The 23,393-nt window shown below is 35.7% G+C and carries 13 protein-coding genes and 1 pseudogene; 8 read left to right on the forward strand and 6 right to left on the reverse strand.

Translation table 11 applies throughout. The features are described from left to right. Positions 1 to 246: 246 nt before the first annotated feature. Entirely contained in the window at positions 247 to 4,605 is a 4,359-nt protein-coding gene (locus tag V9G42_09970; GenBank protein ID MEI2759739.1) for a translocation/assembly module TamB domain-containing protein, read from the forward strand. Here the strand turns inward: V9G42_09970 and V9G42_09975 are convergent. Both V9G42_09975 and V9G42_09980 read right to left on the reverse strand, forming a co-directional pair. Further along, the gene (locus V9G42_09975; protein MEI2759740.1) at positions 4,602 to 5,798 is read right to left on the reverse strand and encodes a hypothetical protein; all 1,197 of its coding nucleotides are present in this window, start codon (positions 5,796 to 5,798) and stop codon (positions 4,602 to 4,604) included. The two genes, V9G42_09970 and V9G42_09975, sit on opposite strands and share 4 nt — an antisense overlap. A 62-nt stretch (positions 5,799 to 5,860) precedes the next feature. Continuing rightward, positions 5,861 to 6,265 (reverse strand): agenet domain-containing protein, encoded by a 405-nt coding sequence (locus V9G42_09980; GenBank protein ID MEI2759741.1) that lies wholly within the window; start codon positions 6,263 to 6,265, stop codon positions 5,861 to 5,863. Between the two features lie 149 nt (positions 6,266 to 6,414). On the opposite strand from V9G42_09980, the gene V9G42_09985 reads away from it, so the two are divergent. Together V9G42_09985 and V9G42_09990 are read left to right on the forward strand one after the other, a co-directional pair. Further along, positions 6,415 to 7,683: an O-antigen ligase family protein gene (locus V9G42_09985; GenBank protein MEI2759742.1), complete on the forward strand. Its 1,269-nt coding sequence runs from the start codon at positions 6,415 to 6,417 to the stop codon at positions 7,681 to 7,683. Positions 7,684 to 7,692: 9 nt separating this feature from the next. Then, on the forward strand, positions 7,693 to 8,907 hold the full coding sequence (locus V9G42_09990; protein MEI2759743.1) for a DegT/DnrJ/EryC1/StrS family aminotransferase: 1,215 nt from the start codon (positions 7,693 to 7,695) through the stop codon (positions 8,905 to 8,907). Positions 8,908 to 9,071: 164 nt separating this feature from the next. On the opposite strand, the gene V9G42_09995 is transcribed toward V9G42_09990, so the two are convergent. Beyond that, on the reverse strand, positions 9,072 to 12,446 hold the full coding sequence (locus V9G42_09995; GenBank protein MEI2759744.1) for a C25 family cysteine peptidase: 3,375 nt from the start codon (positions 12,444 to 12,446) through the stop codon (positions 9,072 to 9,074). A gap of 180 nt (positions 12,447 to 12,626) precedes the next feature. Here V9G42_09995 and V9G42_10000 point away from each other — a divergent pair, with 180 nt between their 5' ends. Both V9G42_10000 and V9G42_10005 read left to right on the forward strand, forming a co-directional pair. Then, complete coding sequence (locus V9G42_10000) at positions 12,627 to 13,259, forward strand: hypothetical protein (protein ID MEI2759745.1); 633 nt, start codon at positions 12,627 to 12,629, stop codon at positions 13,257 to 13,259. 60 nt (positions 13,260 to 13,319) lie between these two features. Further along, positions 13,320 to 14,321: a Smr/MutS family protein gene (locus V9G42_10005; GenBank protein MEI2759746.1), complete on the forward strand. Its 1,002-nt coding sequence runs from the start codon at positions 13,320 to 13,322 to the stop codon at positions 14,319 to 14,321. Here the strand turns inward: V9G42_10005 and V9G42_10010 are convergent. Genes V9G42_10010 through V9G42_10020 form a run of 3 tightly spaced genes read right to left on the reverse strand, consistent with a single transcriptional unit; the run spans position 14,316 to position 18,929 of the window. Next, complete coding sequence (locus V9G42_10010) at positions 14,316 to 16,058, reverse strand: M61 family peptidase (protein MEI2759747.1); 1,743 nt, start codon at positions 16,056 to 16,058, stop codon at positions 14,316 to 14,318. The genes V9G42_10005 and V9G42_10010 overlap by 6 nt on opposite strands. Before the next feature lie 4 nt (positions 16,059 to 16,062). Next, a complete protein-coding gene (locus V9G42_10015; GenBank protein MEI2759748.1) occupies positions 16,063 to 18,141 on the reverse strand; it encodes a thiamine pyrophosphate-dependent enzyme in 2,079 nt (692 codons plus the stop codon). A gap of 23 nt (positions 18,142 to 18,164) precedes the next feature. Then, the gene (locus V9G42_10020; GenBank protein ID MEI2759749.1) at positions 18,165 to 18,929 is read right to left on the reverse strand and encodes an enoyl-CoA hydratase/isomerase family protein; all 765 of its coding nucleotides are present in this window, start codon (positions 18,927 to 18,929) and stop codon (positions 18,165 to 18,167) included. Between the two features lie 242 nt (positions 18,930 to 19,171). On the opposite strand from V9G42_10020, the pseudogene V9G42_10025 reads away from it, so the two are divergent. The 3 genes and pseudogenes from V9G42_10025 (at position 19,172) to V9G42_10035 (ending at position 23,354) form a co-directional block, all read left to right on the forward strand. Next, positions 19,172 to 21,676 (forward strand): annotated as a pseudogene (locus tag V9G42_10025) (cation-translocating P-type ATPase). Positions 21,677 to 21,812: 136 nt separating this feature from the next. Then, complete coding sequence (locus V9G42_10030; protein ID MEI2759750.1) at positions 21,813 to 22,796, forward strand: cytochrome c; 984 nt, start codon at positions 21,813 to 21,815, stop codon at positions 22,794 to 22,796. Between the two features lie 15 nt (positions 22,797 to 22,811). Further along, positions 22,812 to 23,354 carry a DUF1697 domain-containing protein gene (locus V9G42_10035; protein MEI2759751.1) on the forward strand — a complete coding sequence of 181 codons (543 nt, stop codon included), beginning with the start codon at positions 22,812 to 22,814 and terminating at the stop codon, positions 23,352 to 23,354. Positions 23,355 to 23,393: the final 39 nt, after the last annotated feature.

Below are 23,393 nucleotides of genomic sequence, written 5' to 3' on the forward strand. Positions count from 1 at the left end.
AAATATGGCAGCAAAGTTAGGAGGAAAAATCAGTTTATCGGTCAGGATTCAAAACACATATCATTAACCATCTCAATGCAATGAATTTAAGATAAAATAACAAGGGTGTGGCATTATTTTTAGGGTGGTATTGGCAATTACACTTAAATAATTACACTATTTTTATCCGCTTCAAAACAACAGGTCATCAGGAAGTTTTTTAAAATATTACTAATTACAACAGGAGCATTACTGCTGCTGCTTTTTTTGTTTTCTGTCAGCTTACGATTTCAAAAAGTTCAAAGTTGGGTTGTTGACCGTGTAACCGGATACTTATCATCTGAATTAAATACAACAGTTCATATTGGCGGAGTAAGGTTTGTGTTGATTAAGAGTGTCTATCTTGATGATGTGTTTATTGCCGACCAGCAAGAGGATACACTTTTATATGCCAAACACCTTACGGCAACAGTGGCCTTTCAATCATTATTTATAAGAAATAAAAAACTGATTCTTGATGAAGTGCAGTTAGACAAAGCACGAATTGCGTTGTCAAAGTCGAAAAGTACACGCGATATGAACTTCGATTTTATTGTAAATTATTTCAGTTCGCCTTCAAAAGACACAACAGCATCACCATTCTATTTTGCTGTGAACAGGGTAATTTTAAGCAATATACATTTCACCTATCGCGATTTTAAATGGGATGATAAAACACCGTGTATTGATTTTGAAGATATTGATGTTTCAGACTTTAGTGCAAACCTTTACAACATAAAACCAACTGACAGCTCGTTTTCTTTTTATGGCAGTAAAATATCTCTGAAAGAAAAATCAGGATTTAAAATAAACTCATTTAGTACGTATGCTGCATTTTATAATGACAGTATGTCGTTTAATAAAGTTCTGATACGCACTCCCTACTCTTCTATTGATGCCGGACACTACAGTATGTCATACAACAGTATTACAGACTTTGGAGACTACATCAATAAAGTGATGATGAAAGGTGAATTTAATGAAAGTATAATTTCATCAAACGACATTCAGTATTTTGCCGAAGAGCTTTTTGGCTTAGATAAACGTGTTGAATTTAGTGGCACTGCAAGAGGTACAGTCAGTAACCTTAAAACCAAAAAACTTAAAATAGCCTATGGCAAAAATACACGATTTGAAGGTGATGTCAGTCTTAATGGTTTACCAGATGTAAACACCACTTTTATTAATCTAAACATAAAACATTTATCAACCGACAAGGCCGATATTGAATCTATTAAACAATATCCATTTACAGAGCAGCAGTACATAAAAGTACCTGATAACATTTCTGAGTTAGGAAAGATTGTTTACAGAGGTGTATTTACCGGATTTTATAACGATTTTGTTTCGTATGGCAACATTACAACAGCTATTGGCAATCTGTCAACCGATGTAAATTTGAAATTTAAAAACAAAGCTGACGAGTCAACGTACTCAGGAAAACTAACAGCTGATAATTTTGATATTGGTAAATTCTGGCGTTTGGGAAATGCTGTAGGAACAATCAGCTTTAACGCACAGCTAAATGGTACAGGATTTACATCAGAGAAAGTTAATGCACGAATGACAGGAATGGTGAGTCATGTAAATTTAAACGGATATGACTATTCAAACATCAACTTAGATGCCGATGTAGCCCGGAAACTTTTTAACGGAGCATTAAACATGATTGACAGAAATGCTCAGGTCTCGTTTAAAGGGAGTATTGATTTCAGAGAGAAAAAGCCTTTATTTGACTTTAATGCTATAGTTAAAAACGCTGCATTGACAAAACTTAACCTCATTAAAAGAGATACTTCTGCATTGCTTTCTACTGAAGCAAACCTAAACATGCGTGGATTTAATTTTGATGAATTTGAAGGAAAACTACTACTAAAAAATATTAATTACTCTGAAGAATTTAAATCTGCTTTTGTAGAAAAAATATTGGTTCAGTCGGGGATGGAGAATAACAACAGAAACTTTAATGTCAATTCTGATTTATTAGATTTAAATATTAATGGTCAATATATCTTATCAAAAATTATTTATTCATTCGGTCATGTGCTCAACTGCCATCTGCCACCCTTTATGCTCAAACTTGCACCTGATATAGAGAAGACCAATACCATTTTCTCATTCGATGGAAAAATAAAAAATGTGAACTCTGTGTTGAATATATTTACTCCTGGGCTGTCGGTAAGCAATCAAACAGTGTTTTCCGGAAGGCTAAACCGTCAGCATTGTGAAATAGAAATGGAAGCAACATCACCGTGGATTAATTACAATAACATTGAAAACAAAAACATTAAACTCACTTCAAACAACAAAAACAATTTATTGAACATTGATTTGTCTGCCTCTCAGATCAAAATCTCTGACAGTTTGATATTAAAAAACATTTTGTTTGATGCAGAGACACAAAAAAACAAATCATCTATTTCACTTACCGTTGCCAATGATTCGCTTTCTACATCAAAAGTTCGTCTTGCTACAGAGCAGACCTACACAAATGGTGCAACACGTTTTCATCTACTTGAATCATTGTTACAGTTTAAAGGCGAGAAGTGGCAGGTTGATCCTTCAAACGAGATTTTATTCGATTCAGCATCTATTTCATTTAGCAATGTGTTGTTTACCAACAAAAGTCAATCACTAATGCTGCAGGGCAAGGTCAGCCACAACAAAGAAGATGTATTGATTTTAAATCTATTTAAGTTTAAAATTCCGCTATTAAATGATTTACTTGCCATGTATGATATAAAAACAGGTGGCGCAGCAAGTGGTACCTTAAATTTCAGTTCGCTTTATCAGACAGCAATCATTACAGGCGAAATGCGTGTTGACAGTTTTGCATTCAATGACGAATCATTAGGTAATGCCATTGTAAGTTTTGACTGGTTGACTGACCAAAAGAAATTGCATATTGAAGGTGCCATTGAACAGAATAACAGAAACAGTGCCGTTGTAAAAGGTGATTATATTTTCAAACCTAAAAACGATGAGTTAAGTTTTAATATTAAATTTGATAAACTAAGTATAGCACCATTAGAAAGATACCTGAAAGGATTTGCAAGTAAAATTACAGGACTTGCAACCGGTGAATTAAATCTTACAGGATTAGCAAAAGCGCCTAACTTAACCGGTAAAGCAAGACTACAACGGGCTTCCATGCTGATTGATTATCTTAATACACGATACGCCATTTTACCTGAACAGGACATTGTCTTTGATGAAAAGTATATTGCATTCAACAATGTTGGAATTACAGACGATCAAAATCACAAAGGGTCTGTTGATGGAAAAATATTTCATAATCATTTTACTGATTTCACTTTCAGTCTGAAAGTTGATGCAAAGAAACTACAATGTCTGAACACCAATGCTTCTCAAAACGAATTGTTTTATGGTAAAGCATTTGCAACAGGATATGCTAAAATTATTGGAACATTAAACTTGTTGAAATTAGATGTCGTGGCACGCTCGGAAGCAGGCACACAGATTTTCATTCCACTTTCAAACCCTGAAGAAGTTACACAAAGTAGTTTTATAACTTTTATCAATGTCAATGATACAGCCACCAAGCATGTTGTCATCAACAATAAAGTTGACTTGACCGGAATACAAATGGATTTACAACTTGAAGCAACACCCGATGCTGAGATTCAGCTGATATTTGATTCAAAGGTTGGTGATGTGATGCGCGGCAATGGTACAGGAAATTTAAGGATGTTGATCTCGCAGGCAGGTGATTTTTCCATGTATGGCGACTACAATATTCTTGCAGGTGATTATTTGTTTACACTGCAAAATATCGTTAACAAAAGATTTAAAATTCAGAGTGGACAGATTCAATGGGCAGGCTCTCCCTATGATGCAACAATAAACATCAATGCCAAATACAACCTTCGAGCTTCAACATTTGATTTGATACCTGACTCGTCAAACCGCAGCAGAGTACCGGTTGAAGTATTGCTGCAGTTAAAGAATAATCTGATGAGCCCAGATGTGGTTTTTAATGTCAACGTACCAAATGCTACACCTGCAGTACGCACAAGTCTGAGCAGTATTTTAGGTAATGAACGCGAAATGAACAGGCAGGTTTTCAGCCTTCTCGTGTTAAACCGTTTTTCACCACCTGAAGGAAAAAACACCTCTGAAGAAAGCGGTTCTGGTAATGCAGTTGGTCAGAACCTTAGTGAGTTTGTTTCGCAGCAGCTATCGAACTGGGCATCGCAGTTAAGTGATAAATTTAATATAGGTTTAAACTATCGTCCCGGTGATGCACTTAACAAAGATGAGTTTGATGTTTCTATTTCTACTGAGTTGTTCAGAAACAGAGTTGCTGTTGAAAGTAATGTTGGTGTTGCAAACAACAGTAATCAAACATCTAGCATCATTGGTGATTTTCAGGTAGAATTTAAAATCAGCAAAGACGGAAACCTTCGTGCAAAGGCTTTTAATAAAACCAATACAAATAATCTCATCAACAACCTAAACTCGCAATACACACAAGGAATTGGTGTTTTTTACAGAAAAGAATTTAACACTGTTTCAGACTTAGTAGAGACTTTCAGAAAAAGAAATAAAAAAGCAGCACCAAATTAAATTTCCATCAGCGAGCTACTTCCTCCCACCCAGGTTTTATTCTTGTTGTGACTAACACCAATCATCGCACCTTTACTTAATCTTGTAAGATTAAGTACCAACTGCGGTTTGGCATCAGCATCATCCCAAATATAGAGTAGGCGAACTTCGACTTTTGCAGCACCATCGGGTGTTTCCATACATGGCACATAATTTACTTTACGCTGAAGTACATATTCCTTTCTTTTTTCAAATGGAATATTTTCAATATCAGTTGTTGTAACATCTATCAATACTCCACTACCAGCAAAAGAAAACAAGGGCTTCAAAACAAAATCATTTAAATTCAATTGAGACATGTCAACGTCACTTAAAAAATAACATTCCGATGCAAACCTGCTCTTAATAAAAGGCATGGTGTATTTACTTATTCTGAAAAACCAGTTTGGATGTCCTGCCCATTCCACTTCAACATCGTCAGTCAGATTAAATTCATTAATCAGGTCCTTTCGTTGAAGCAACTCATCAAAAATGACTCTGTTATAAATTCTGTGAATTGGGGTTTTTACACCATTTAAATCATAAAATAATTTTTTCCCTTCTTTCATTACTTTCGAAATACAAACCGGCTCAACTCCCGTATGTGTTTTTGTTTCCCAAAAGTCAATCCATGTTTTTTGTTTCTCGGGTTCTATTTCAAGTAAGATAACATTCTTTGAATTATGCTTACCAAGAATTACTTTGCGCATCAATGTGCGATGTTTCTCTATGTTCCATTCATTAAAAAAATGACTGAAGCCATCAGGTATTTGAAAATATTTTTCATAAGTGCGTGGCAGTAAATCCTGCCAGAAAAAAAGAGAAGCAAACCCTTGCAGCTCTATTAACTGAGGTAAATAATTTCCATTATCATCTTTGCAGATGGCAAAATCTATCGCAATAAAATGCGGATGTTTATGTTCATTCGGAACTTTTAATCCGTGAGGTATAGCCTGCTCACTTTTCAGCAGGTAATCAGGAGCCAAGGATTGCATTAAAATTTCATTGCCTGCTTCAATGAGCAACTCTTTTAACTCTTTTGTAATAAATACAGGTGACTCTGCAATTCGGAATTCTACTTTTTTGTCGTAAAGATTATTAAAATAGGCTAAAAAATCAGCATAAGTTTCTTCCGTAAACTCTTTTAAATATTTATCTCTAATTTCCTTAATCATTTGTCAAAAATAAAAAAGGGCGACTTACTTAAAAATCACCCTTGCAAAATATTGTTCACTGTTTATAGTTTCTTTATTTCTCTTTCTGTAACCCATTTATCCTTAAAAACAGTTTTATCATACTTAATATGGTATTTATTTTCTCCTACCTCAATTACTGTTGCAGGCTCAGGAATCATTCCATACTCTACTTCAACTCTATCACCAACTTTAAACTTTGTTAATGGTTGTGCTGGTGCTTCTTTTGAAAAATCTTTTAGCCGATCTGCGGTAACCCACTCATTCCAACTTTCATCCCAACCGTCATAAGTTACATAATAGGTATGATCTTCAGCATTAATCTTTAATATTTTACCGGGATACCAGGCACTATTTGACTTTATTTGTACTTTCTCATTAACTTTTTGTGCATAGGTAATAGATACAAAACCTATTAAGAATAAACTGATGATTAATAGTTTTTTCATTTTATTTATTTTTTTGTCAAATATAGTATTTTATTCAAATTATGATAGACATACAATGAACTATTTTGCAAACCTCATAAAAAATTTATCTTGGCGAATAGAATCCAACCTGTCCAACCGGAAATTTTGTTTGATTTGCATTCTGTAAAATGGTTCAGGACAAACAAGCATTAATCTTTAATTACTTATTCTGGCTAACAGGGTTTTTACTGCCATTTGACCAGCCATGGATAAATTATGCACTTGGACTTTTGCTAATGTCTTTCGTTCTGCAATGGCTAACCGGTAAATATCAAATTAAAATTCAGAATCCTTTGTTGTGGTTGCCTCTCTCCTATTTTCTGCTACATTGCATAGGTATGCTTTACACACAATCGCAATATGCAGGATGGATTGAAATAACAGCAAAAAGCTCTTTCCTTATTTTCCCTCTGTTTTTTTCTTCTAATGCTATTTCGCGTGAGATGATTAAGACTTATAAATTATTTTTTATAGCCGGTTGTGGCATAATTTGCTTATATAATCTATTGATTTCATTTAATCAATATCTGCAGCATGGCAACATGAGTTCCTTTTATTATGTTGCTCTTTCAAAGGGAATGCATGTGCAGTACCTTACAATTTATTTAAATCTTGCCATATTATTTATTTTAGAAATACTTTTTGACACTTCTTCACAAACTAAGACATTAAAAAAAGCATACTGGGCATTGATGGTTTTATTTTTCTTAGTCAATATCACCTTGCTTTCGAGCAGACTTGCTACCGTGGTATCGTACGCAACAATTTTATTTTATACCGTTGTGAGAATAATTTCGTCACCCAATTACATACGCTATTTCATTCTTGCAGCATTGTTTGCAGCCTCTGTACTGACAATAGATTATTTTGTATTCAAAAAGATTAACCGTTTTGAGCAAGTAGAAATTTTTTTAAGCGAAAACACAAACTACGTTGACTTTTCAAAAACGGAATATAATAGTACGACCCTAAGAATTCCTCTTTGGATAAATGCTTATGAGGTCATTCAACGCAATCCGCTTTTTGGTGTTGGTACAGGCGATGTTAAGTCAAGTTTGGATTCTATCTACCTGAAAAATAAATTCACTTATGCACATCAGAATCACTTCAATCCGCATAATCAATATCTCCAAACGGGAGTTGCTTTTGGACTGACAGGGATTTCTTTATTAATGCTTATGATGCTGATTCCACTCTACTATGCCATCAGGAATAGGCATTATTTATTTATAGCATTTCAATGTATTTTTTTATTGAATATGCTCACAGAATCAATCTTAGAAAGACAGGCAGGTATTATTTTATTTTGTTTGTTTTATGCCATTTTCAGCACAAAAAACGTTACTGAAACTAAAAGTGCGTTCACGAACAAAACAATACGTAGTTTTACAGCCTAATTTCAATTTATGAAAGTACCATTTGCACCACCTCGCATGGATCAGCGTGTTATTGATGAAGTAGCAGACACACTCCTTTCTGGCTGGATAACTACAGGACCTAAGACTAAGAAGTTTGAAAAACTTCTTGCGGCTTACTGTAATGTACCTAATATGCTTGCCTTAAATTCTGCCACAGCAGGTCTTGAAATAATGCTTCGCTGGTTTGGTGTCAAAGAAGGAGATGAGGTGATTTTACCTGCTTATACTTACTCTGCCACTGCCAATGTAGTTATACACTGCAATGCAAAACCTGTCTTTGTTGATGTGGGAGATGATTTTAATATTTTACCCGCTGAATTAGAAAAAGCCATCAACAAAAATACAAAAGTGATTATGCCTGTTGATTTTGGTGGTTTGCCTTGCGATTTTCAAAAAATCAACAGTATTGTTCAATCAGAGAATATCAAGAATAAATTTGTACCTGCAAATGAAGTGCAGCAGCAATTAGGACGTATTTTGATTTTATCTGATGCAGCACATTCATTTGGTGCTTCATCAAACAACATAAAAACCGGAGCACTCACAGATGTAACAGTCTTTTCTTTTCATGCTGTAAAAAACCTCACCACTGCCGAAGGTGGTGCCATTGCATTAAACTTGCCAAAATCTTTCGACAATCAAAGCGTTTATGACTATTTGTGTATTTACACGCTGCATGGACAGAACAAAGATGCTCTGGCAAAAATGCAAAAGGGTAATTGGCGCTACGATATTATTGAAGCCGGTTTTAAGTGTAATATGACAGACATCATGGCATCTATAGGCCTTGTAGAACTTGAACGTTATAAAGACACATTAGAGCGAAGGAAACAAATTGTTACAAAATACAATGATGCATTTGCGAAGTATGCCTGGGCACAGCTGCCAGAATTTAAATCAAGCTGGCGCGAAAGTTCTTATCACCTCTATCCAATCCGAATAAAAAACTGTACAGAGCAACAACGTGATGCCATTATGCAAAAAATGTTTGATGCCGATATTGCAGTGAATGTGCACTTTATTCCGGTTCCTGTTTTTTCTTTTTACCAAAAAATGGGTTACAGCATAGAGAACTTTCCAAAAGCAAAAGACAACTACATAAGAGAAATTTCATTGCCATTGTTTTACAATCTCACTGACGAACAACAACAATATGTCATTGACCATTTGATAAAGGCTGTTAATGCTATTTTAGTAGAATAGCACCTCTGCATTTCTTAAAATAATTCAGAATGTAGGATTCAGATTTATTAAACAATCTATTTCTCTTCATTGTATTCAATTCGCCTCATCATTTCTTATTACTCATAAAAAAACACCGAAATCAAAAAAATGATTCCGGTGTTTTGCAAAACGGGAGTTTTCTTTTACCGTTTAATAATCTTTGTGTTGTAAAGTTTATTGGCTGCTCTTACTTGTAGATAATACAAGCCTTGTGAAATATCATTTAGAGGCAACGTATATACATCAGAAATGACATTAGATGCTGAATAAATCAGTTTACCATCAGTTGCGAATAATTTCACTTCAGCATTTTTAAAATCTTTTGTTACTATTGTTAACTCATCCTGAGCAGGGTTTGGATAAACAGAGACGTTGTTACCTGAATTAAAATCTTTCATTGAAGTCACCATTGTTGATGGTGGGAACTGAATATTATCCAGCATCGCCAAATCTTGTCCGCCTGTGCAACATACTTCATCCTTCATATATGCCCATGTAAGTGTATGCTGTCCTATAGTTATTGGATATGATTTATAAGCCCATCCATATACACCGGAATAAGAATCAATCAATGCCCCATCAATGTAAAAATTCAGGAAATCCCATCCTGATTCACTTGATATGAGCATATAAAACGATATAGAATCGTTATTAAAAACATTTACTGTTATTGCCAAATCAGAAGTATCACCATCAGCAATTATTGCAGTACGTGCGGAATATGCTCCTTGATAAGTTCCACTGTTGGTAATAGTCCAGGGATGACTTCCATTATTAAGCCAGGGGTATGTAGTGAAATTTCCGTATTCGAAATTCTCTAATATCTCTCCAGCAACCATGTTAAAGGTCTTGTTGTCGGAATATGGATTGGCATCAATATTAAATTGCAAATCGAATGTTGAACCAATCTGAATGTTTGATGCAAGCGAAACATTAAAGGTAGCATCAACATCAGATAATGCCTGCACAACACCGGTATTATAGGAAGTATTGTTGATAGTAAGATAAGGACTGTTTGTTGCCATCGTAGCTGTTGAAGCAGTAGTTGCACTGTGTCCCTTGTTATTTGTTTTTATGGTTATATCAGCAGTTTCTCCGGGCTCAAGAACACCATTATTATTTCCAGTAGGGTCAGACACTGTAATAGAATAAACTTGCAACACTGGAGCCTTCAGCAAATGTGTGATGGAAGTATTCCACACTGTACCTGTCGAATCTGTTATTACAATATCAAAAACTGCAGGTGTGTTATCGGGGACAAAAGCTGCTACTGTATAATTAAATGCATTTAAAATGCCGGCAGTGTTTCCACTCGGAATATTCACTTGATTCAAACTGCTGCTGTTTATCGTAACATAAGGACAAGTAGAGGTTACTGCAAATCCAACCCCAACGGCATTGCCCTGTCCAAAGTTTTCTAGAATAATATCAACATCTACAACCTCATTATAATCTGCAAGTTGATTTGCATTACCTGCAGCATCATTAATAACATTACTTGTCAGCGAAACAAAAGGTCCTGTAGTTGCAACAACAGGAATTGCTACCATGTATGGAATGCCGTTAAATGCTGTGATGGTTAAATACAAAGTGTCGAGTGTATTAATGGTGTTGAAATTTAGAATCACATTCCCTCCTATCACCATTCCTGTTGAAAGAATCTGTCCATTACCACTTAAACAAGCAAGCGCACTGTCTGTATTACACGTAACGGCCAATTGAGAAGCACCAGGAAACAATACAGGACTATGACTTGCCGTAATAGAATAAGGTGTTGCTGTACGAACATTCAAAGAAGGGTCTCCAAAACAATGCCATGTATTTGTCATTTCATCTCCTGCAGCACCATACTGATCGTTCATGTGCATGCAGCCATTCATACTCAGTCCAGCAAAAGTTCTTTTAATGTTGGAGGCATTAGTGCCAACTAACAAGTCAACCATTTCATCCTGTGCATCCATAGGCGGATTCCACGATTGGTTGATGCTCGACATAAATGTGGCTACTGCTCCGGTAGGCTGTCCATTATACTGTGCACGCAAAAATGCCTCTGCAAGACAAGTAGCATTAGCAAACTCACCATTAACACATGCCACACTCCAGATAAATGGCAGCATACCGATGTTTGTTAATCCTGTTGCATTAGCATTTGAAAAACCTGTGGTACCTAATGATGCCGAACTTCCATGACCTGTATAAGTAATTATTGAAGCACCGTTATTTATTTCTGATGATAACATAGAAGCAGTAGGATTACCAGACATATCGTTTCCACCCTGAGAGCCATCATACAACTCTGAAACAGCATTATATGTAAAAGCCAGTTCTTTTCCACGTATTACCTGCTGATGTTGAAAGTCCATTTCATTATCATCACCCGGTCCTTGATCAGAGCCAATACATATTCCTTTTGAATACCAAGTTACACCAGGCGTTGGAAGCATTTCGTATTCAACTGATCGTTGAACCTGTGTTGTAACATCTGCCACTGTCTGCGCACTAAATCGTCCAACAAAGACTTCTGCATAAGAGTCGTTTCCCAAAAGATATCCATAAGATGGGTCTGATGCACCACCTGATAAAACTGGAGTAGGAATCTGCTGCGCATCGCCTATCAATAAAACATATTTCAGGTTATGTGTACTATAATAATTCTGAATGAAGGTTTTTATCTGTTGTGCTGTACCTCCTGCAGTGGCTACATCAACCATTGCCACAGGCAATCCTTTTTTAATTTTCCAGTCAATAAAAGGCTGCATTGCCTGCATAAATGATGCATCAGAAATAATCAGCATTTCGCCATCTTCACTCAGAGGTAAATAATTGATGTATGAGCCTGCATTGCGAAAAATATTCTGATAGATATTTGCAAAATCACGATCAACTTTCTGAAGCGATGAGGTTCTATTCAGCAAATTCAAACTTTCACCTGATTTTTGCTGCATGGTAACTTTAATTTTTGAAATGACTTTTAATGTTTGTGTCACTGCATTATAGCTGAATGGATTTATGACAACCGTTTGTCCACGAAAATCGCGAAGTATAAACGGACTACGCAAAAAACCTTTGTTAGAAGGAAAAAATACATCTTGACTGTAAATATCACCAAAACGATATGGCACATCAGATGGTTTAATATCTCTGTACAAATTTCCCTTTGATGGTGCAATTTGAATATTCTGAAAAGTAAGTTCTTCAACCGGTTCAATACTCAAACTCATATTTTCATTATCAGGAATAATCAACGACAAGGCGAATTTAGGCAGGTCAGGGGTTCCTTCTTCCATTCTCGGAGTCATTTCGGGGCTTGAAATGGTGTAGTACTCCCCTACCAGTGATTTTACTCTATGTTTTTCGAATCCGGATAATGCAATTTCCATGACGGTATTATCAGGAGTGCCGCTGACAACAACAGCAGATTTTGAAGGAACATCAGAGGTGATTTTAATCCATTCTGCATATCCATGCATAGCAAAAAATGCTATCAGAAACGTGGTAATAATTATTTTTTTTTGCATGACTAAATTTATTTAATCAAAATTAAATATTTTTTTGAATACAATCATTGATTTTAACAAATAAATTTATCACATCCCGTTGTTAACTTTGTTAAAATATTTTCTTCAGGTTGGCGAATAAATTTTTCTAAATCTGCAGCAAAAAACTAATTTTGCAACAATAAATCAATCATTTTATACATGGCTGTATATCGTTTTAAAGTATCATTCGAAGATTTCGAAGATATTTATCGTGAAATAGAAGTTACCTCAGAGCAAACCTTTGGCGATTTTCATCAAGCTATTCTATCATCAATTAAATTTGAGAACCGTGGAACTGCATCATTTTTTATGAGTAATGACAGTTGGAAAAAAGGTGTAGAAATTGCCAATATTGATAAGACCAATCGTGATGGAAAAACAGTTGCAAAAACTGAAAAAGCATTTCTAAAAAGCTACATTACCGACCCCCATCAGAAAATTTATTTTTTAATTGACTGCGAAAGCGTTTGGGCGTTCCATATTGAATTGATAAAAATCATGGCAACTGCTGATGTAAAACTTACTTATCCGCATATAAGAAAAGTATCCGGTGATGCACCAAGTCAGTTTAAGGTGAAGGTTGCTCCTGTACTTGAAGATGATGAGATTATTGACACAGAAGTAAGTGAAGAAAGCAATTCAGTTGCAGAAGAATTTGGAGGAGAAAATGACTATGACGAAGATGACACTGCAACACTTGAAGGCGAAGAAGGAGAAGAAACCACTGACGAAGACAATGAAGAGTTTAACGATGTTGAAATGGGGAGTGATGAGAATTTCGAAGAAAATTAGTAGTATTATTTTTAAACTTGAAAGCACATCATTTGATGTGCTTTTTTAATTTTTTCAATCATGAAAAAGGGCGATAAAGTCAGCTTTAAAGACGAAAAACTGAACGGTGTTATTCTTGAAGTATTACAAAATGGAAGAGTATTGATTGAATTGGAAGACGGATTTACTATGGAAACTTTACAAACACAGCTGGTAGTGACTGTTCCCTTTATAAAACAGCAAATACAAACTGATGTTCAGGAAGCATCATCTGAACCAAGTACTTTAAAACAAAAAATTCCATTCGACCTGAATAATAATATTATTGAATTTTATGCCATTCCTTCAAAGGCCGACAGGGTACTTACAGGCAGTGTTGATTATTTATTGGTAAATGGTACTCCCAATTTGTTATTGCTGATTTTCGGAAAACGAAGCAACAATAATCATACAATTCTACATACCGGAGAACTAAAACCCAATAGTTATGTATGCCTTTCTACAATTAAACGTTCTGAATTAATTAATATAGAATCGTTTTACATTCAAATATTAATTGCTGCCGTTGGAGACTATAAAAGACCTTTTACGAAGGATATTGCTGTTGAATTACCTGAGTTGAGTCAGACAAAAAATGAAGAATCAGGATTTCTTTCATCTTCAAAAAAAGTAAGCCTCATTAATTTGAATGTTGCAGATGACATTCAGATAAAAGACTTAATAAAAAAATTTGACAGCAACCAGCCTGTCAAAACTCCTGAAATTAAAAAAAACAGAAAGCAACAGCTGCAAAGTGACTCTGATATCAGTAAGGAAATTGATCTACATATAGAACATCTAACCGGTGATTCATTAAATATGACAAACAGCGAAATGCTTGCGCTGCAAATAAATACTTTCAGAAAAGAAATGGATAATGCTATAGTTAAAAACTACAAGCAACTAATATTCATTCATGGTATTGGCAATGGAATATTGCGAAATGCTATAATGAATGAAATTAAAAACTATGCTGACCTAAAAGTCTTTATGGCTAATCAAGCAAAATATGGCACAGGGGCTTTGGAAATTCGTTTTCTATAAACTGCTCTGTGTATGCTTTGTCTGAAAGTTATTAGTCCATTGGTTAAAAAACTTTTCTTGCTCAGCGTTTTTTTCACTTATGTGCTTTACTTTCCAGGTCGAAAAATATCTTTTTGAAGAAGTCATCATCTCTATAGTTTTTATTCTGTTACCCCGTGCAATCAGCAAACTAGTTTTCTGCCCTGCAATTTGACTCATGTGTATATCATAAAATCTATCCGCCTTCTGACCATCAACGCCCATAATCAAATCACCAACAGCAAGCCCACTCTCAAATGCAGGTGAACCGGATGAAACACTTATTACTTCAGGCAGCGCTGCATTTTCGTTGGTCTTAAAACCAAAATATCTTTCGGCATTCTTCTTAGAAGGAATCTCTTCTAATTCCAATCCTGCAAACAACAGTACTTCTTCAAGTAAAGGTTGATAGCTACAAGCTTTGTAAACTATGTCGTTAAAGAAAGTTTCTAAACTTTTTTCGGCTTTTTTTGAAGCAACTTTTAAATAATCGTTAGCTGTATAGCCAATTTCATTTTTTCCAAAGGCATTATATAATTCAATAAAAATGTCATCTAATGAATTTTTTCCATCAGAATATTTACGAATCAAAAAATCAAGCATAAGCGATACTAATGAGCCTTCATCATAAATAGAAGTTTTGCGACCGGGTATCCCGGGTACATATCCATCAAGCCAGGTGTCAAAAGATGACTGTGCAACTGAATAATTATACCGGCCTTCATTGCTTAGATGTTTGTTGATGCGGATATTCAACTCATTAAAGTATTCTTCTTCATTGAAAAAGCCACAGCGTGCCAAAAACAAATCGCCATAATATGTTGTTGCTCCCTCATAGACAAATCCGGTTTCAGCATAATTTGGGCTGTCATAATTATAAGGTTGCATTTCCAATGGCCTTATGGTTTTAATATTCCATACATGAAACAATTCATGCGAAGCAACACCCAGTAACTCATTATACAATTCTTTGTCATTAAGTTTTGCCGAAGGCCCAATCACTAAAACTGTAGATGCCAAATGTTCAACACCATGATAAAAAGCATGTGGCACAACCTCAATTAAAAAGTGATAATCTTTTACAGGAATTGATTGCATCATATTCAATTGTATCTGTGTAAAAGATTTAAAATCTTCAATCAGTCGTTCAACATCAGGTTTAAAATCACCCTGAATCCATATATGAAAACTGCAATCAGATACAGTATAACCATAATGCATCAACTCATCTGAAGCGATAAAAGGGCTGTCAACCAATTCATCGAAATTCTTAGCCGAAAAAATATTTCTTTCTAATTGTGTGAGCGATGTTGCTACTTTTTTGAAGTTGCTTACTATCTCAACGGTGCAGGCATTGCCCCTGTTGGCATCGGTATAAAAACAACAATGTACAGGATTGATATAAATCTGCCTGTCATTGACAAAACAGGCACCTGCATCAAGCTGATTGCAATAGTACTGATAGTTGACTTTTATAATATCATTTTTTTTTGTTTGCAGCTGCCATACACTCTTTGAAACTTTTTTCCATTTCACTTCCTTCCCACTCTTATCCTGAACACTAAAGTTGCGTATATTTTTTGCAAAGTTTCCTTCTTCGTACCTGCCGGGTCGCCATACAGGAAGTTTTAATAAAGTTTCATTATCATTAACAGGCATGGTTAGTTCAACATCAACAAAGTGTGAAACTGCATTGGATACTGAAAAACGATAATGCATTATTCTAATAATTTAAAAGGTAATTCATCTGTTCAGAAACTTTCTGTGCATTGGGTATCATAGTAAACTCCAAAGTTGAATTCAATGGAATTGCAGGCATATTCTCCGAGCCCATAGCAACAACAGGGGCATCTAATGCAGTGAAACATTGCTGTTGTATGCGACCTGAAAGTGCTTCGGCAAAAGAGTTTTTTAAAGGCTCTTCTGTAAGCACCAAACACCGATGATGCTTTCTTACCGAGTCAAATATTGTATTTTCATCTAATGGGTTGAGTGTGCGCAAGTCAATAATTTCAATTCTTCCTTTAAAATCCTGTGCCGCTGCCTTTGCCCAATAAACGCCCATACCGTAAGTAATTACTGTCAGTGTATTTACATCCTGCAAGGCTTCTGCCTTTTGCACAAAACGTGCTTTTCCAAATGGGATAACATATTCTTCATCGGGTTCAATAGTGCGTGCATCTTCTGTGCCTTTAATCTTACTCCAGTAAAGTCCCTTATGTTCAAATATTACCACAGGGTTTGGGTCATAATATGCTGCTTTCATCAATCCTTTCAGGTCGGCACCGGTTGATGGATATGCTACTTTAACACCTCTGATGTTTAACACTACTGTTTCAACACTTGAAGAATGATACGGCCCACCGCTGCCATAAGCGCCTATTGGCACTCTGATAATGCAGGATACAGGCCATTTGCCATTGCTTAAATAACAGGAACGGCTCACCTCTGTAAATAGCTGATTCAAGCCGGGCCAAATATAATCTGCAAACTGTACTTCAACAATTGGTTTACATCCAATAGCACTCATCCCAACCGTTGACCCGACAATAAATGCCTCCTGAATAGGTGTATTGAAAACACGTTCATCACCAAAAGTTTTGGCCAGCGTAGCAGCCTCTCTGAAAACTCCGCCCAAACGAGCACCCACATCCTGCCCATAAAAAAGACATTCAGGGTGCTTCTGCAATAATTCTTTAACGGCAAATAATGCACAATCAACCATAACGGTAGGCTCTTTACCGGCAGGCTCACGAATTCCCTTTTCTGTTGTTATCGTTGTGGGAGCATAATCATGTTTGAACAAATCTTCGGGCAGTGGATCATCAGCTGCCTTGGCCTTTATAAAGTCGTCTTCAACAAGGCTTCGTGTTTCATTCTTTATTGTATCCAACTCGTCAGAGGTAAATCCTGCTTCTTCAAGTTGTTGTATAAACTTTGGTAACGGATCTTTTTTCTTTGCTTCCTCCAAATCATGTCTATACCATTCTCTTCTAACACCTGAAGTATGATGTCCAAGTAATGGTACTTTGGCATGAATCAAAAATGGTCTGCGTTCTGCACGTATAATATCTAGAACTTCTTTGATAGTATTGTATGACTGAAAAAAATCGGTGCCATCAATACTGCGTGTTTCCAATCCTTTAAATCCTTCTGCATATTCAAAAGCATTCATGGTACGAATCTCTGAAGCATGAGCAGAAATATCCCACTCATTGTCCTGAACAAAATAAAGTATTGGAAGCTTTTTAAGCACTGCCATCTGAAAGGCTTCAGAAACTTCACCTTCCGTTACGCAGGCATCGCCAAGAGAACAAACTGTAACAGGATATTCGCCTTCGGCATATCCAGTAAGTTTTTGGTTTTCGAGATAACGCATACCAAGTGCAATCCCTGTGGTAGGTATAGCCTGCATTCCTGTAGCACTGCTTTGATGTGGAATCTTTGGCATATCATCACGCTTTAACGAAGGATGAGAATAGTAAGTACGTCCACCGGAAAACGGGTCATCACGTTTTGCCATAAGCTGCAACATCAGTTCATAGGGAGTCATTCCTATTGAAAGTAAAATACTGTCGTCACGATAGTATGCTGAGAGATAATCTATGCTTTTAAGCTGAAGGCCTAATGCTATCTGCACTGCCTCATGTCCGCGCGAGCAGGCATGCACATACTTAGCAGTAAATGTTGCATTCTCCTCGTACAAATCACTCATGGCACGCGCTGTACACATCAGTCTGAATGCTTTGAGAACAATTTCTGTTGATATAGGTTGCGATTCCAATTTTTTTTCTGCAATCATTTTTCTAATGCTAAAGGATGATTTTAATTTGCTTTGGCCTTAAATTTCTCAATGGCATTTCGTGTAAAATCAGACATAACTAATTTACCGCTCATTGCTGCCCTTTCCATCAACAATGTATCCCATCCTTCAGTGCCTTTCCAGAAAATCTGTTTTAACATTTTCATTGCCTCAGGGTTGCTGGCGGCAAGTTGCTGTGCCAATTTATTTATAGCACCGTCTAATTCTTCAATGTTATCATGCAAAGAGGCAAACATTCCCTTTTCCTTAGCCCAATCTGCACTTTGCCAGTCTGTAGCGTTTACGGTAAGTTGCGTAAATGCACCTGTACCAATTTTTCTTTCAACTGCAGGACCTACTACAAAAGGCCCGATTCCCACTGCAAGCTCGCTAAGTTTAACCGATGCTGAAACATGTGCTAAGGTATAGTCTGCCGAACATGCCAAACCTACACCACCACCAACAGCCTTACCTTGTACTCTTGCAAGTACAAACTTTGGTGCTTTTCGCATAGCATTAATTACACTTGCAAAACCTGAAAAAAAATCTTTGCCTTGTGCTTCACTGTTTATACTTATCAGCTCATCAAATGATGCACCTGCACAAAAGGCTTTTTCGCCCTTGCTGCGAAGAACAATAACCTTAGCCGCTTCATTGTTACCTGCTTCTTCAATTGTGGCTGCAAGTTTGCGTAATAGTGCTCCGGGAAGTGAATTACTCTGAGGGTGAAAAAATGTAATTTCAGCAACCTGATTTATTATTGTTGATTCAACCGAACCTTCTGTCATATCTGCAATTGTTTTTACTCTAAAACTTAATTCTTACTCTTTCGTGCAAAGATAAAAAAGCTCATGAAGTTTACCAGCTATTTGTAAGTTAATATATAACTTCCGATAAAGTTGTTAGGTACTTCTCAAAATTTAGATGCATTCTAAAGTTATACTTCTTTATTTAAACATATAATTGCATAAAATTAAAATCGAATTGACCCCAAACTCAACTGCTTAGGTCATAAAATTTATAGCATCTTATGCATTATAACATCCCTGCTCATTTAAGAGGATTAACCGATAAGGAGGTTGAATCGTCACGGTCAAGGTATGGAATAAACCAGAAAAACACAAAGCAAGGCAATACTATTTTTAATTGGGTACTGGAATTATTGAAGGAGCCTATGCTCATACTGCTTCTTGCTGTTGCTATTATTTACTTAATTATTGGCGATCGAGGTGAAGCCTACTTTATGTTTCTGGCAATAGTAGCAGTCTCTGCCATTTCTTTTTATCAGGACAACAGAAGTAAAAAAGCACTTGAAGCTTTAGAAAAATTAAATGAACCACTGAGTACGGCTATCCGAAATTCGCAGGTTATTAAAATACCAACGCACGATCTTGTAGTTGGAGATTTATGTATTGTAGAAGAAGGGAAAATGATAAATGCAGATGGTAAAATCATGTACAGTCATGATTTTTCTGTAAACGAATCTTTACTTACAGGCGAGAGTCTTTCAGTGTATAAAAACAGTGAAAGCAAGGACAATCTTGTTTATGACGGAACTATGGCTGCCTCAGGACTGGCTGTATTTGAAGTTGAACAAATTGGAAGGCAAACAAGGTTAGGAAAAATTGGAAATTCTATTGCTGCAATAAAAGAAGAATCATCACCATTACAAAAACAAATTCAAAAATTTGTCATGACGATGGCTATTTTCGGAAGTATTATTTTTCTTCTCGTTTGTATCATCAGTTACCTGAATACAAAAAATCTTATTGAAAGTTTATTGAGTGGATTAACCCTTGCCATGTCTGTACTGCCGGAAGAAATTCCAGTAGCATTTACCACTTTTTTAGCTTTAGGCGCATGGAAGCTGATGCGCGATGGTGTAATTATAAAACGCAGCAATATTGTTGAAACCTTAGGCAGCACTACTGTAATTTGTACTGATAAGACAGGAACTATTACTGAAAACTCCATGCATCTTAAACATCTATATCTCCTAAAAACCAACAAAATATATGACGAGTCGGAGTTTGCAGACAGTGACTTGAAAACACTCATAGACTTTGCTATGTGGAGCAGCGAGCCAATGCCATTTGACCCAATGGAAAAAACGCTACATCATGTTTATGCCCAGACTCAAAAAACAGATGAGCGCACCCAATTCAAAATGATACATGAATATCCTTTAGAAGGAAAGCCTCCAATGATGACACACATTTTTGAAAATGCAAACAAGAAAAGAATCATTGCAGCCAAAGGTGCTCCGGAGGCCATCATCAATGTGTCTGTACTTTCTGAAAGCGAAAAAGAGAATATCTTAAATGTGATTCATGATTTTGGCAATAAAGGATATAGAGTATTAGGAGTTGCACTTTCGCATTTTGAAGGCAATGAATTTCCTGAAATACAACAAAAATTAAGTTTTACTTTTCTTGGGTTGGTAGTTTTTTACGACCCTCCGAAGCAAGGTATTCAAACTGTGTTTTAACAAATTTACGATGCTGGCATAAAAGTAAAAGTTATTACTGGCGATAATAATGCAACAACCAAAACTATTGCCAAACAAGCAGGCGTATTGAATATTACCGAGGCTATCGAAGGAAAAGATGTTGTCAACCTAAACGAAAAACAATTGATAGAGGAAGTTGAAAACAAGACACTTTTTACACGTATGTATCCTGAGTCTAAACTTGCTGTAATAAATGCTTTGAAAAAGAAAGGAGAAATTGTGGCCATGTTAGGCGATGGTGTGAATGACGGTCCTGCATTAAAAGCCGCTCATATTGGTGTTGCCATGGGAAACAAAGGCACCGAAATTGCAAAGGCTGCAGCATCATTAGTCATCACTAATGATGACTTGGATAAATTAATTGTAGGTATTGCTGCAGGCAGAAGAATTTATTCCAACCTGAAAAAGGCTATTCAATATATCATCTCCATTCATATCCCAATAATTTTAACAGTCACGCTACCATTGTTTCTGGGATGGGTTTTCTCTCACATTTTTACTCCCGTACATGTAATTTTTCTAGAATTAGTTATGGGCCCAACCTGTTCTATTGTTTACGAAAACGAACCTCTTGAAAAGAATATCATGAAGCAAAAACCAAGAGTCATGACTGAAACTTTTTTAAACTGGAGAGAACTGACAACAAGTATTATTCAGGGATTAGCGATAACCTTAGGTGTATTATTTGTTTATCAATGGAGTGTTTGGTTTGGTGGCAATGAAGAAAAAACAAGAGCATTAGTATTTACAACCTTAATATTTGCCAATGTTTTTTTAAGTTTGGTAAACCGATCTTTTTATTACAGTATTATAACTTGTTTCAAGCATAAGAACATCTTATTCCCATTTGTCATTGGTTCAACATTATTTATTCTATTACTGATTCTATATGTACCGGCTTTAGCAGACTTTTTCAAACTTACAGGGCTTAATCTTAAAGAAATAATCATAACACTGTTTGTGGCTGCAACATCTGTATTGTGGATGGAAATCTATAAATGGACAAAAAGAAGAAGATTTCATTAAAATAAGGCTTATTTTTTCAAAAAATAAATCACTTTAGTTATCAATTAAATAGATTTCCTATTTAAGTTTGTAGCTGAATCAATGCTTGCAACCCTGCTTTTGTTTGATTCAAAAAGTAATCACTAAATTAATTAAGATGAATAAGTTTATTAAAGTCATTGTCTATTCATTAGGGATATTATTACTCGTAGTGTTTGGATTTTTAACGTATGTAAAATTGGCACTACCTGATGTTGGTCCACCTCCAGATATTAAAATTGAAGCAACTGCTGAAAAAATTCAACGTGGGAGTTATTTAGCACATCATGTAACTTTATGTATTGACTGTCATTCGACCCGCGACTGGAGTTATTTTGCAGGACCTATGGTTGCAGGCACTGAAGGCAAAGGTGGTGAAACATTCGATCAACACTTTGGATTTCCGGGTAAGTATGTTGCACCCAACATTACGCCATTTCATTTGCATGATTGGACAGATGGTGAAATTTTCCGTGCCGTTACATCCGGTGTTTCCAAAGATGGTCGTGCCCTCTTCCCTATTATGCCACATCTTCTTTATGGACAATTGGACAAAAATGATATTGAAGCTATAATTGCTTATATCCGCACCTTAAAACCAATTGAAAACAAGACAGAAATATCATCATCCGATTTTCCAATGAATTTTATTATCAATACTATTCCTAAGAAACCATCATTTACAAAAATTCCTCCTCAGAGCGACCAATTAAGTTATGGAAAATATATTGCCACAGCTTCTGGCTGTATGGAATGTCACACCAAACAGATAAAGGGTAAAATTGTTGGTCAGCCTTATGCCGGTGGATTTGAATTTATGCTCCCCGGAAACACTGTTGTTCGTTCTGCAAACATTACTCCTGATAAAGAAACTGGTATTGGAACTTGGACAAGTCAACAGTTTGTTGACCGATTTAAAATGTATTCTGACAGCGTTTATACCAATGTAAAAGTTACTCCGGGCACTTTTCAAACAACAATGCCTTGGACAATGTATGCAGGTATGAATCATACTGATCTTGCAGCTTTGTTCATTTATCTTCAAAGTCTGCCACCGATAAAAAACACCGTTGAAAAATTTAGCGTGACTAAAAGTAATTAGTATTTCTGTTTTAATATGACTCCTTATATTTCTATTCTCAGAGGAATAAATGTCAGTGGACATAGACTGATTAAAATGGATGCATTAAAAGAACTTTGTTCAACATTAAAAATGCAACAAGTAAAAACCTACATACAAAGTGGCAACATTGTTTTTCAATCGGCACAAAATAACTGTGATGCTCTAAGTAAAAAATTAGAAAAGGCCATCCAACAAAAATTTGGTTTTGAAGTACCGGTTATCACATTGTCGAAGTCTGAATTAGCAAACTGTATTGCAGCCAATCCTTATACTAAAGACAAGAAATTAAATGAAGCATTTTTTCATGTTACCTTTCTTAAAAAACAACCAGACAACATTAATTCGACAGAAACTAATGATATCAGTCTAAAAAACGAGCGCTATTTTTTAGACGAAAGATGTATTTACTTGTACTGTCCAGATGGGTATGGAAAAACTAAACTGACAAATAGTTTTTTTGAAAACAAATTTAAAGTCACGGCTACAACCAGAAACTGGAAAACAGTAAATGAGTTATTAAGAATGGCTGATAATTAGTTTTAATTTAACGTATTAAATTATGCTAAATAAATTAAA

The sequence above is a fragment of the Bacteroidia bacterium genome, from assembly GCA_037045145.1.
GTDB lineage: Bacteria > Bacteroidota > Bacteroidia > AKYH767-A > OLB10 > OLB10.